Raw genomic sequence first — 12,130 nt, 5'->3', positions numbered from 1 at the left:
AGCTCGCGGTGTTCAACCAGCCGGGCTCGGGCTCCCAGAGCCCGAGCGCCTCAGTGATCTCCATAACCCCAGTGTGAGCTACATGTCCGGAAGCTCCCGCGATGGATGCTTTACTCTTCGACAACAGCTTTTCGGGCATGTCCCGTGATCGACACAAAGGGGTGTCCGATGGCCAGATTCGCGCCGCTCGCCCGGCTGCCACGGCCCGCCCGATGGGCGGTGCGGATCTTGATCCTGCTGATGACGATCACGCTGATCCTCACGCTCTACGTGCGGTGGACGATCCAGCGGTCCTTCCCGGACCTGGACGGGAACGTGACCGTCAAGGGTCTAGGCGCGTCCGTCACCGTCCACCGGGACCGGTGGGGGGTGCCGCAGATCTACGCCGACACCGCCGAGGACCTCGTGCGAGCCGAGGGCTACGTGCACGCGCAGGACCGGTTCTGGGAGATGGACTTCCGGCGGCACGTCACGGCGGGCCGGCTGTCGGAGCTGTTCGGCGACTCGACGCTCGACACCGACAAGGTCGTACGGACGCTCGGCTGGCGGCGGGTGGCCGAACAGGAGCTCGCGCTGGTGCGGCCGGACACCCGGCGGTACCTGGAGGCCTACGCGGCGGGCGTCAACGCCTGGTTGTCGCAGAACCGGAACACCTCGACGCAGAGCCTCGAGTACGCCGTGCTCGGGCTGCAGAACTCCGGCTACCGGCCCGAGCCGTGGACGCCCGTGGACTCGCTGGCCTGGCTCAAGGCGATGGCCTGGGACCTGCGCTCTAACATGGAGGACGAGCTCGGCCGCGCCATCGCGGCGACCAAGGTGCCCGCGGCCCGGGTGGACCAGCTCTTCCCTGACTACCCGTACGACCGTAACCCGGTGATCGTGCCGGGCCCGGGGTCCGGCGGAGAGCGGGACTCTGAGCCGCCCGCAGGCGCCGCGGCCGAGCCCGACGCGAAGGGTCCGCTGGAGCGGGTGTCGCGGGCGCTCAAGGCGATGCCGGCCATGATGGGGAACGGGACGCCGGGAATCGGGTCGAACTCATGGGTGGTGGCGGGCAGCCGCACCACCACCGGTCGGCCGCTGCTCGCCAACGATCCGCACCTCGCGCCGCACATGCCCTCGCTCTGGTACCAGGTGGGTCTGCACTGCAAGCAGACGTCCCCAGCCTGCCCCCTCGACGTCACCGGCTTCAGCTTCTCCGGGGTGCCCGGCGTCGTGATCGGGCACAACGACCGGATCGCCTGGGGCTTCACCAACCTGGGCCCGGACGTGAGTGACCTGTACCTCGAGCGGGTGAGCGGCGGAACGTACGAGTACAAGGGCAAGCGGGAGCCGCTGACGACCAGGACCGAGCGGATCGAGGTCGCCGGCTCGAAACCGGTGACGATCAACGTGCGCTCCACCCGGCACGGCCCGCTGCTGTCCGACGTGCTGGCTGACGCGCGTACGGCGGGGCACGGCTCGGCGGTCGCGCTGAGATGGACCGCCCTCGACCCGGGGCGTACGGCCGACGCCATCGTGCTGCTCAACACCGCGCGCGACTGGACCGACTTCCGCGCGGCGGCGAAGTCGTTCGAGGTGCCCGCACAGAACCTCGTCTACGCCGACGTCGACGGCGGCATCGGTTACCAGGCGCCGGGGCGCATCCCGGTCCGGACCAAGGGCGACGGGCGGTGGCCCGCGCAGGGCTGGACCGGGGACCAGGAGTGGAAGGGGTTCATCCCCTTCGACGAGCTGCCCTCCGTCCACAACCCCGAGCGGGGCTACATCGTCACCGCGAACAACGCCGCCGCCGCGCCCGGCGACGGTCCCCTGCTGACCAAGGACTGGTCGTACGGCTACCGCGCCGCGCGGATCGATGAGCTCGTCGCCGCGACGCCGAAGATGGACGCGGCCACGATGGGCCGGATCCAGATGGACACGCGCAACGGGTTCGCGCCGGCCCTGGTGCCGCACCTGCAGCGGGTGGGCTCGGGCGCCGCGGTGGAGCTGCTGCGCGGATGGAACTTCGACCAGGGCAAGGACTCCGCGGCGGCGGCGTTCTACAACGCGGCCTACCGGCATCTGCTGCTGCGGACCTTCAACGACGAGCTGCCCGAGGGCGCCCGCCCGGACGGCGGCGACCGGTGGTTCGAGGTCCTGCGTGCCCTGCTGGACAAGCCCGACGACCCCTGGTGGGACGACATGCGGACGACGGGGGCGAAGGAGACCCGCGACGACATGCTGCGCGTCGCGCTGAAGGATGCCGACGCCGAACTGCGCGACCGGCTGGGCGGTGCACCGGCGGAATGGAAGTGGGGTGACCTGCACACCCTGACCCTTACCAACGAGTCCTTCGGCACCTCGGGGATCGCCCCGATCGAGTGGCTGTTCAACCGCGGGCCGATGAAACTGGGCGGCGGCGCGGCCATCGTCGACGCGACCGGCTGGGACGCGCAGGAGGGCTACGGGGTCACGGCCGTTCCGTCGATGCGGATGGTCGTCGATCTGGCCGACCTCGACCGGTCACGGTGGGTCAACCTAACCGGCGCCTCCGGGCACGCGTTCGCCGACCACTACTGGGACCAGGCGCCGCTATGGGCCCGCGGCGCCACCATCCCGATGCGGTCACGTGCGGACACGATCCGCCGCGAGGCCGAGCACACGCTGACCCTGCGCCCGTAGAGGTACGGGGCCGAGCACCGACCTGCCGAGGCGCAGGCCCCACCCATCCGTGATCATGCAATTGCGCGCACCAAGGGCCGCCTTGGCACGCGCTTCTCCCGTGATCATGTAGTTGTTCGCGTGTCGGGAGACCCGAGGGGAGCCGTGCGCCGACGAGTCCGGGTGATGGCGCGCACAACTGCATGATCACGGCGGAGTACTGGCGCTTCGGTGATCCACTCGCTTGGGCATGGGTGAGTGGTGTTCGGTGCTGGAAAACGCACCGTTGGGATGGCTCTCGGTGGTTCGTTTGCCGACACCGAACGTTGCTCTGGTGGTGACCGCTGTGCTGCGGGCGCCATGACGCTGAGTTCATCGCAATGCCGTTGAGGTACTGCTGGTCGAGGTGATGGCCGGCTGGTCGAGGTGCTGTCGGGCGGGTGAAGCGCTGCTGGTCAAGGTGTTGGGGCGCTCGAACGGTTCATCCACAGAATTTCGTTCGGTCCGCTGCGTGGGTGCGGCGGGTGTCAGGCTCCGTGCCATGACGAACGACACACACGGTGACGACCGGTCGCCCATGGTGATCAGTACGCCCCAGGACCTCATCTCCGCCGTCCCCTACCTGCTCGGATTCCATCCACAGAACAGTTTCGTCGCGGTCGGCTCCGGCGGACCGCACGGCACGTGCGCGATGCGGGTCGACTTACCTCTCGCCGAAAGGGCACCGTGGGCGCCTCTCGACTCCACAGATGGTTCCTGGTGCGGGGCCGGTGAGACCGATGCCGGTGCCCGTGCGGGCGTGGGAGAGGCTGAGGCGATCGGCGAGCGCGTCGCCGAGACCCTGGCTCGCAACGGCTTCCCGCTGGCCCTGCTGGTCGGCTACGGCCCGGCGGGCCGGGTGACACCGTTGATCGATGCGACCATCCCGGCGCTGGCGGAGTCGGGCGTGCGGGTGCGTGAGGCGCTCCGCGTGGAGGACGATCGTTTCTGGTCCTACCTGTGCACCGACCCGGCGTGCTGCCCGGCCGAGGGCAACCGGTTCGACATCACCACGAGCTCCATCGCCGCGCAGGCGATCCTGGACGGGCAGGTCGCGCTGTCGGGCCGCGCCGAGCTGGCCCGGACCGTCGCACCCCTCGACGGCGCGGTGCGCGCGTCGATGCGCAAGGCCACGCGGTGTGCCGAAGAACGGCTCTTCGGCTGGGTGGAGGAGGCTCTCGACCCCGCGGTCGTCCGGGCACGGATCATCGGCGACGGTCTCGGATTCGTGCGCCGGCTGATGGACCGGGTGGGTTCGGAGGGCACGATGCCGACCGACGACGAGATCGCGTGGCTGGGTGTGGTCCTCACCCACCTGCGGGTGCGCGACGAGGCGTGGGTGCGGGTCGACCTCGACCGGCTCGACCGTCATGTGGAGTTCTGGCGGGCGGTGCTGTGCCGGGTCGAGCAGCCGTACGCGGCGGCACCGGCGTGTCTGCTGGCCTACGCCGCCTTCTCCCGCGGCGACGGCGGGCTCGCCAACGTGGCACTCGACCGGGCCTTCGACGCCGACCCGGACTACTCGATGGCGGGCCTGCTACGCGACCTGATCAGCGCCGGGCTGCCGCCGTCGGAGGCACGGTTGCGGATGACGCCGGCCGAACTGGCCGAGGCCTACGGCGAACACGCCGACTCGGAACAGGAGAAGGAGGCGAGCTGAGCATCCAGGCCGCCCGAGACCGCGCCTCACAGAGACCTCGACCATGCTGCGTCCGTAGGCGCCGGGATGGAGTGAGGTCTGGGGTTGTCGAAGGGGACCGGGACCGGGGACGATCGTCGGTCGTGATGAGAATCGAACGGGTGGAGTTGCCGGGGCGGCCCGGTCCACTGGCCGGTGCCGCCGCGACAGGGCCGGTGTACGTCCTGTGCGGTATGGGGACGGAGGCCGCTCTGCACGCGGTCGACCTTGCCGGGCGGCTGTGCTGGAGCCGGTCCCTCGGTGCGGTGGGTGGGCCTGTGCGCGTCGCGCCGGATGGCGGTGCCTGGCTGGCCGACCGCGATGCGGTGGTCGAGACGACGGTGTCGGGCACGCCGGGCCGCCGGGTGAGGTTCTCGTGCGCACCTGACGAGCGGATCGGGACGTTCGTCGTCTTGCCGGATGGGTTCATGGTGGCGTGGACGAGCCGCCCATACCGCCACGTGCGCCTGGAGCGCACCGACGGATCGGGTACGAGCCGCTGGTCGACCAGGTTGCCCGATGCGCGCCTGTCCTACGACGGCGTCGTCGAGATGAGTGCGGCGAACGACTGGCGGGCGGAGCCCATGCCGCCGTGGCGGCCGGCGGATCTGACTCCGGAGCGCTGGGCCGGGCTGTTGGTGTCGGCGGACCGGGTGCTGGCCACCTACACCGACTGGTCCAGTGGCATCGGCATGGGCTACTGCCTCGACCTGGCGACCGGAGCGCTCGTCTGGGTCACGCCACCGCACCCGACAGGGGAGCGGGCGATCGCCGGGCAGGGCGGTTTCCTGGTCGGCAGCCAGGGGTATGGCGCGTTCTCCACACGGTTGTACGACCGGGATGGTGCCGTGGTGATCGAATGGCCCAGCCAGGGTGGGCTGCTCGTGAGCAGCCGAGGCAGGATCCGTGTGGTCGAATCGGACAACGCCGACACCTCAACCCGCCGGGTCCGGCGGCTGCATCGCGACGGCAGCATGACCGACGGCCCGTGCCTGCCCGGCTACTACACATCGGGTCCGGTGCTGAGTGGTGACGGCCGGGCCGCGTTCTGGCGCGACGGCGCTCTCCAGATCGTCGATCCTGACCTTCGTGTCCACACCGTGTGCGAAGGAGAAGGCGAGGGGGTTGATCGGATGCTGTTGCTGGAGGATGGCCGGCTGTTCTTCGTCCTCACCAAAGACAGGGGAGGCAGCACCCTCGTCATCGCCCGCACCGATCTGGCTCCGCTGGACACCGGCGCCTGGCCCTGCGGCGAGGGGGATCTGCGCGGTAATCCGGTCGGCCCATAGCCGGAGCGGTGGCCGGAAGCCTCCGGTCGCCAAGGGACCACCCGACCGGGGCCACGCACGAGTCACGTCAGAACGGCGCTCTCATGCCACGTCACCCGGGCGCCGAATCCTCCGGCAGCGGGTACCGGGCGGCGAGGGCCTCGGCGTCGTCACTACGCTTGTTCGTCGCGTAGGCCAGTATCAGTACCGCTCGCAGGCCGCGCAGGTCGTCGTGATCGGCGCCGAGCACGGCGCAGACGTCGTCGCCGATGATGCGCTCGCCCAGGGCGATGGCTCGCGCGACGTCGTGGCCGCCCTCGAAGTACCTGGAGGCGAGCCGGACCTGCGCGCGTAGCGTGCGGGGATGGCCCGGACCCAGCAGGCGTTGGTGGTCGGAGGCGGTCTGCTCGACGAGCGACACCTCGTCCTGGGTGTGCCGACGTGGAAGTACGTCAGCGCGAGCTCGTGGCGGACGTCCAGCGTGTCCGGGTGGTCGGGACCGAGTGCGCGGTCGCGGACGGCCACCACCTCCTCCGGCTCGAGCAGGGCCTCCTCGTCGCGCTCGCTCTCCCGGTATCCGAGGGCAAGGCGCACCCGCGCGTCGAGCGTCCCCGGATGCTCGGTGCCGAGCTCTCGTTCGCCGGCGGCGACGGCGGCCTTGAGCTCGGAGAGCCGTTCCTGGCTCATGCACTCTCCACCATCGGTGGCGTCAGCGGACGGCGGCGCCGGGGGAGCCCGGGTCGATCCTGCGGTCCCGGTTGCGCTCGTTCCAAGCGCGCATGCGCGGGGGATAGCCGACCAGGTTGACGTCGTAGATGGGCAGACCCAGGTTCCGGGCCACCTTGGCGATCACCGTTGGGGACCCGACACGGCGCCGTGTCCACTCGCCGTCGTCGGCCACGGCGACGGCCGTGGTGTCGGTGGCGAAGGTCTCCGGCTCGACGAAGAACTCCACGCCACGGCGATCGCGCGCGAACGCGATCAATGCCTCGATGTCGGCGTCGGTCGCCTCTCTGTCGAATCTCGTGACCCTGGGGCCGCGGTTCTTACGAATCCCGAATCGGTCCCGGAACCTCATCGGCACGTCCTGTCGTCCGGTGTCACACCGGATTCGCCCGGTGTCAGGTATGTCGGTAAGACGATAACGCGGTACCTGCCATCGGGGTTCCCGACACTCGGAGGTTCTGCCGGAGGTCGTTCCGTAGTCGTGCCTAAACTGTGGGTCACCAAGGAAGATCACCATGTCGGGAGTGCGGGTGGTGGCGGAGACGGGCACGAGGACGCCGGCCCTGGTCAGACGGTGGGTGCTGTTCGCGGCGGCACTTGTCTGCTCGGCCGCGCTCAGCACCCTCGCGACCGTCCCGCCGAGATCGGAGACGCCCGCCCCACCTGCGGGGGAGGCGTCGGTGGCCGCGACGTCAAGCGCCGCACCGGCGAAGGCCGGCCGGCCGGGCCGGCCAGGTCGGCCGACAGCAGGGCCGCTCGGCTCGAGGCGGGTCGACGTCGCGGCGAACATGGGCCCGGCCGTCGCCACGCTGCGGCGGCGGCCCGCGCACACGATCGCGCAGCGTCAGGTGCCGCCCATGCCCCCTCCACGTGCCAAGGTCGACTGCCAGGTCCGCAAGTGCGTCGCACTGACCTTCGACGACGGCCCGGTCCCCGGCACGGCTCGGCTGCTGGACATCCTCGGGGCCAGAGGCGTACGGGCGACGTTCTTCGTGGTCGGCCTGCAGGTCGCCGCCTATCCAGGGCTTGTCCGCCGCGAGTTCGCCGAGGGCCACGAGATCGGCAATCACTCGTATACGCACGCCAACCTGGACCACATGTCGGGAGCGGGCGCCGGTTCCGAGATGGGCCGGACGCAGCAGGCCGTATGGCGCGTGACCGGTAAGGCGCCGGTGCTGTTCCGGCCCCCCTACGGCGCCACCGACGCCGGCGTCGCCGCGGTGGCCCGGCGGAACCATCTCGCCCAGATCATGTGGGCCGTCGACCCGCTCGACTGGCACGACCGCGATGCCGCGCTCATCAAACGGCGGGTGGTGCAGGACGTACGGCGCGGCGCGATCATTCTGCTGCACGACATCCATGGCACGACGGTGTCGGCGGTGCCGGGGATCATCGCGGCGCTGAACCGGAAGGGCTATGTCTTCGTGACCGTCTCGGAGCTCTACCGCGGCAAGCGGCTGGCGCCCGGTCGCAGGTACTCGCAGCGCTGAGGCCCGCAGTGCTGAGGCTCGCAGCGCTGAGGCTCGCAGCGCTGAGGCTCGGGCGCTGACGATCACGCCTGAGGATCACGGCTGAGGCGAGAGCCCGGGGCGACTCAGGGGTCGCTCAGGGTCTTCCCCGATGGCGCCGCCGTCGCGCGCCGCCGAGCATGGAGGAGTGAACAAGACCTATATGGCGCCGACCAACGGTGAGCTGAGGGTGTCGCACGCCGAGCGCGAGCCGGTCATCGAGCAACTGAAACAGGCCTATGCCGAAGGCCGCCTGGATCACGACGAGTTCGATCTGCGGGTGCACCTCGCCATGACGGCGAAGACCCGTTCCGATCTCGCCGCGATCACCCGTGATCTCGCGCCGCCGGTGGCGCCGCCGCGCCGTCCTGAGGTCCGGACGGGTCCCGCGCCCTCCGGCGAGGACCGGATGCTGGCGGCGGCCGCCCACGCGGCGGGCGCTCTCACCACCTTCGTCGGCCCGCTGGTGCTGCTGCTACTGAGCGGGAAGAGGTCGGAGTACGTGCGCCGGCACGCGGCCGAGGCGCTCAACTTCCAGCTGACGCTGCTGCTCGTCACGATCGTGACGTTCGGGCTCGGCGGCATCCTCTACGCCGTCGCCTGGATCGCCTGCGCGCTGGCGGCGGTCGTCGCCCTGACCGACAAGCCGTTCCGCTACCCCTGGACTCTGCGCCTCATCCGCTGACGTCCGTGCGCCGGGCGGCATGATTCCGCCGCGCGGCGCGATGTCCGCGCGTGGCGTGATCGGGGCTTGGACCTGTCAGGGGCCGGGGTCAGGCTGGTCGGAGATCGCGGCTCCAGGCCCGCCAGGGGCCGGTTTCGGTGCGTCGGAGACCGGCGCTTGGAAGAGCGGCGTCGGCCCCGGGGAGCGCGGCGCCGGTCCTTGCGAGAGCGGTGCCGGTCCTTGCGAGAGCGGTGCCGGTCCTTGCGAGAGCGGTGCCGGATGGTCCGGCTCGAGAGCCGGCAGGCCGTCGATGCTGGCGGCGTTCCGCGCGACGCGCTCGGGCCACTGGTCGGCACTCCGGCGGCCGTGCTGATCGTCGAGCATGGGCCGTTCGCCGGCGAACCCCATGTACGGCACGGAGTAGCCGCACGAGTCGGCGATCCGGTGGATGTGCACGACGATGATCGAGCGTACGCCGACGTGGCGCACGCCGAAGTGCCGGGCGACGCCCTCCCACTCGCCGGAGTCCGGCCGGATGGCCCGCCCGGTGCCGTACAGCCGCAGAATCTTGGGCGAGCGGCCGAACGAGCAGAACATGATGGTGATGCGGCCGTTCTCGCGCAGATGCGCCACCGTCTCGGCGCCGCTGCCGTACAGCTCCAGATAACCGACCGTATGGTCGTCGAGCACCGCGAACGTGTCGGAGTAGCCTTTGGGCGACACGTTGACATGTCCGCCGGACAGGGGTGCGGTGGCGACGAAGAACATGGGCTGGTTCGCGATGAAGTCACGGAGCCGGTCATCCAGCCGCTCGTATAGCTTGCCCAACGCAATGCCCCTTCCAGCACATGAAGACTGGCGAAACGGACCTGACGTCTCCTTGGATGATAAGTGGGACGATCGGTTGCGGTATCGATTGGAGGGCGGGGAATGACGCAGCTGGTGACCGCGAGTGGACATGAGCGGGCGGTGGCCGCGCTACAGCGGTCCTACGAGGCGATTCCCCCCGGGACGCCCGTGCGGCTGGCCAAGCGGACGTCGAACCTCTTCAGGTTCCGGGAGCCGTCCGCCGCCCCCGGGCTCGACGTCAGTGGGATCAACGGGGTGCTCAGCGTCGACCCTGAGGGCCGCACCGCCGACGTGCAGGGCATGACGACCTACGAGGACCTGGTCGCCGCGACCCTGCCGCATGGGCTGATGCCCATGGTCGTGCCGCAGCTGAAGACGATCACGCTGGGCGGCGCGGTCACCGGGCTCGGCATCGAGTCGTCGTCGTTCCGGGCCGGCCTGCCGCACGAGTCCGTCATCGAGATGGACGTGCTGACGGGCGACGGGCGGATCGTCACCGCCACCCGCGACGGCGAGCACTCCGACCTGTTCCACGGCTTCCCCAACTCCTACGGCACGCTCGGCTACGCGGTGCGGCTGCGCATCGAGCTGGCCCCGGTCAAGCCGTACGTCCGGCTGCGGCACCTGCCCTTCGACGACGCGGTGAAGTGCGCCGAGGCGCTCAAGGAGATCAGCGAGTCCAAGGAGTACGACGGCGAGCCGGTGGACTTCGTCGACGGCACCGTCTTCGCCCCGACCGACCTCTACATCACGATCGGCACCTTCGCCGAGACCGCGCCGTACACCTCCGACTACACCGGCCAGGCGATCTACTACCGGTCGATCCAGCAGCGGTCGGTCGACTTCCTGACCATCCACGACTACCTGTGGCGATGGGACACCGACTGGTTCTGGTGCTCGGGCGCGTTCGGCGTGCAGCATCCGCTGGTGCGCAAGCTGTGGCCGGATCAGGCCAAGCGTTCGGACGTCTACCGCCGGCTGGTGGCTCTGGACAAGCGGTGGCAGACATCCGCGAGACTGGACAGGTGGCGGGGCCGCCCGCCGCGCGAAGACGTGATCCAGGACATCGAGGTCCCGGTCGAGCGGCTTCCCGAGTTCCTGGAGTTCTTCCACCAGGAGGTCGGCATGAGCCCGGTGTGGCTGTGCCCGCTCGCCGCCCGCGAGACCTGGCCGCTCTACCCCCTCGAACCCGGGAGGTCGTACGTGAACGTGGGGTTCTGGGGCACGGTGCCGTTGCCGCCCGGCCGCATCCCCGAACATCACAATCGACTCATCGAGCGCAAGGTCACACAGCTGAACGGGCATAAATCTCTCTACTCGACTGCCTTTTACTCACATGAGGAGTTCTGGCGGCATTACGACGGGGAGACCTACCGGCGGCTCAAGAGCGCGTACGATCCCGGCGGTCGGCTGCTCGACCTCTACGAGAAGTGTGTGCGGGGGCGTTGATCAAGGAGGGTTTTCATGACGCTGGCGAAGGTCTTTGAGCGGATCGTGGGGCCGGAGGCCCCAGTGGAGATCGTGGCCTACGACGGCAGTAGGTCCGGTGCCCACGGCTCGGAGGTGCGGATCGACGTCCGCTCGCCGTACGCGGTCTCCTATCTGCTGCACTCCCCGGGCGCCCTCGGCCTGGCTCGTGCCTATGTCACCGGTCACCTCGACGTGCACGGTGACATGTACGACGCGCTCTGGCGGATGTCCCAGGTGTTCAGCGACCTCACCCCCCGGGACCGCCTGCGGATCCTGGGCGGGGTGCTCGACGATCCGCTGCTGCGGGCCGCCGCCACGAAACGACTGCCGCCTCCGCCCCAGGAGGTGCGCAACGTGCGGTTCTCGTTCCTCCGGCACTCCAAGCGGCGGGACGCCGAGGCGATCTCGCATCACTACGACGTCTCCAACACGTTCTACGAGTGGGTGCTCGGCCCCTCGATGGCGTACACGTGCGCCTGTTACCCGCGGCCGGACGCCACGCTCGAGGAGGCGCAGTTCCACAAGTTCGACCTCGTGGCGCGCAAGCTGGCGCTGGAGCCGGGCATGCGGCTCCTCGACGTCGGTTGCGGCTGGGGCGGCATGGTGATGCACGCCGCGCGGGAGTACGGCGTCCGCGCGCTCGGCGTCACGCTGTCGAAGCAGCAGGCGGAGTGGGCGCAGAAGGCCATCGCCGAGGCCGGGTTGTCCGAACTCGCCGAGGTGCGTCACCTCGACTACCGTGACGTGGCCGAGGAAGGGTTCGACGCGGTCAGCTCCATCGGCCTGACCGAGCACATCGGCAAGGCCAACCTCCCCGCGTACTTCTCATTCCTGTACGGCAAGCTGCGGCCGGGCGGTCGGCTGCTCAACCACACCATCACCCGGCCGGACGACTCGGAGCCGTCCATGCGCCAGCAGGGTTTCATCAACCGGTACGTCTTCCCGGACGGTGAGCTCGAAGGGCCGGGATACCTCATCTCACGGCTCAACGAGGCCGGGTTCGAGGTGCGGCACGAGGAGAACCTGCGCGAGCACTACGCCCTCACCCTGGCCGGCTGGTGCAGGAACCTCGACGAGCACTGGGACGAGGCGGTCGCCGAGGTCGGCGAGGCGACGGCGCGGGTGTGGCGGCTGTACATGGCCGGCTGCCGGATCGGCTTCGAACGCAACTGGATCCAGCTGCACCAGGTGCTGGGAGTGAAGCTGGCGGCCGACGGGGCGGCGGGCATGCCCCTGCGTCCCGACTGGGAGCCGCCGGCCGCCTGACCGGGCCCGTGGCGCGCTGACC

The 12,130-nt window shown here is 70.0% G+C and carries 10 protein-coding genes and 1 pseudogene; 7 read left to right on the top strand and 4 right to left on the bottom strand.

Annotated elements, in window-relative coordinates; all coding sequences use genetic code 11:
- Positions 1 to 168 precede the first annotated feature (168 nt).
- From HKK72_RS29530 to HKK72_RS29520, 3 genes are all read left to right on the top strand, one after another.
- Positions 169 to 2,661, top strand: a complete 2,493-nt coding sequence (locus tag HKK72_RS29530) for a penicillin acylase family protein (RefSeq protein WP_187237715.1) — start codon at positions 169 to 171, stop codon at positions 2,659 to 2,661.
- Positions 2,662 to 3,181: 520 nt separating this feature from the next.
- The gene (locus HKK72_RS29525) at positions 3,182 to 4,339 is read left to right on the top strand and encodes a DUF4192 domain-containing protein (RefSeq protein WP_187237714.1); all 1,158 of its coding nucleotides are present in this window, start codon (positions 3,182 to 3,184) and stop codon (positions 4,337 to 4,339) included.
- A gap of 125 nt (positions 4,340 to 4,464) precedes the next feature.
- The gene (locus HKK72_RS29520) at positions 4,465 to 5,646 is read left to right on the top strand and encodes a hypothetical protein (RefSeq protein ID WP_187237713.1); all 1,182 of its coding nucleotides are present in this window, start codon (positions 4,465 to 4,467) and stop codon (positions 5,644 to 5,646) included.
- Positions 5,647 to 5,737: 91 nt separating this feature from the next.
- On the opposite strand, the gene HKK72_RS41535 is transcribed toward HKK72_RS29520, so the two are convergent.
- The 3 genes and pseudogenes from HKK72_RS41535 to HKK72_RS29510 form a co-directional block, all read right to left on the bottom strand.
- On the bottom strand, positions 5,738 to 6,046 hold the full coding sequence (locus tag HKK72_RS41535; protein WP_261987318.1) for a hypothetical protein: 309 nt from the start codon (positions 6,044 to 6,046) through the stop codon (positions 5,738 to 5,740).
- Between the two features lie 74 nt (positions 6,047 to 6,120).
- Positions 6,121 to 6,312: pseudogene (locus HKK72_RS42925) on the bottom strand (hypothetical protein); the annotation flags it as partial.
- A 22-nt stretch (positions 6,313 to 6,334) separates the two neighbouring features.
- Positions 6,335 to 6,703: a hypothetical protein gene (locus HKK72_RS29510; protein WP_187237711.1), complete on the bottom strand. Its 369-nt coding sequence runs from the start codon at positions 6,701 to 6,703 to the stop codon at positions 6,335 to 6,337.
- Between the two features lie 163 nt (positions 6,704 to 6,866).
- Between HKK72_RS29510 and HKK72_RS41530 the strand changes: the two genes are divergently transcribed.
- Positions 6,867 to 7,841 (top strand): polysaccharide deacetylase family protein, encoded by a 975-nt coding sequence (locus HKK72_RS41530; protein WP_261987317.1) that lies wholly within the window; start codon positions 6,867 to 6,869, stop codon positions 7,839 to 7,841.
- Between the two features lie 166 nt (positions 7,842 to 8,007).
- Positions 8,008 to 8,544, top strand: a complete 537-nt coding sequence (locus HKK72_RS29500) for a DUF1707 and DUF4870 domain-containing protein (protein WP_315987503.1) — start codon at positions 8,008 to 8,010, stop codon at positions 8,542 to 8,544.
- Between the two features lie 75 nt (positions 8,545 to 8,619).
- On the opposite strand, the gene HKK72_RS29495 is transcribed toward HKK72_RS29500, so the two are convergent.
- A complete protein-coding gene (locus HKK72_RS29495; protein ID WP_187237710.1) occupies positions 8,620 to 9,351 on the bottom strand; it encodes a pyridoxamine 5'-phosphate oxidase family protein in 732 nt (243 codons plus the stop codon).
- A gap of 102 nt (positions 9,352 to 9,453) precedes the next feature.
- Here HKK72_RS29495 and HKK72_RS29490 point away from each other — a divergent pair, with 102 nt between their 5' ends.
- Positions 9,454 to 10,821 (top strand): FAD-binding oxidoreductase, encoded by a 1,368-nt coding sequence (locus HKK72_RS29490; protein ID WP_187237709.1) that lies wholly within the window; start codon positions 9,454 to 9,456, stop codon positions 10,819 to 10,821.
- Positions 10,822 to 10,836: 15 nt separating this feature from the next.
- On the top strand, positions 10,837 to 12,108 hold the full coding sequence (locus HKK72_RS29485; RefSeq protein ID WP_187237708.1) for a class I SAM-dependent methyltransferase: 1,272 nt from the start codon (positions 10,837 to 10,839) through the stop codon (positions 12,106 to 12,108).
- The last annotated feature ends 22 nt before the right edge of the window (positions 12,109 to 12,130 follow it).

This window comes from Actinomadura sp. HBU206391, assembly GCF_014323665.1.
Taxonomy (GTDB): Bacteria; Actinomycetota; Actinomycetes; order Streptosporangiales; family Streptosporangiaceae; genus Actinomadura_C.
The sequence above is the reverse complement of the archived record's forward strand: the minus strand, read 5'-3'. Positions and strand labels throughout refer to the sequence as shown.

Coding starts and splice junctions, on each gene's coding strand:
- HKK72_RS29530 (WP_187237715.1), top strand. CDS start 169: ATGGCCAGATTCGCGCCGCTCGCCCGGCTGCCACGGCCCGCCCGATGG.
- HKK72_RS29485 (WP_187237708.1), top strand. CDS start 10,837: ATGACGCTGGCGAAGGTCTTTGAGCGGATCGTGGGGCCGGAGGCCCCA.
- HKK72_RS29520 (WP_187237713.1), top strand. CDS start 4,465: ATGAGAATCGAACGGGTGGAGTTGCCGGGGCGGCCCGGTCCACTGGCC.
- HKK72_RS29510 (WP_187237711.1), bottom strand. CDS start 6,703: ATGAGGTTCCGGGACCGATTCGGGATTCGTAAGAACCGCGGCCCCAGG.
- HKK72_RS29525 (WP_187237714.1), top strand. CDS start 3,182: ATGACGAACGACACACACGGTGACGACCGGTCGCCCATGGTGATCAGT.
- HKK72_RS29490 (WP_187237709.1), top strand. CDS start 9,454: ATGACGCAGCTGGTGACCGCGAGTGGACATGAGCGGGCGGTGGCCGCG.
- HKK72_RS41530 (WP_261987317.1), top strand. CDS start 6,867: ATGTCGGGAGTGCGGGTGGTGGCGGAGACGGGCACGAGGACGCCGGCC.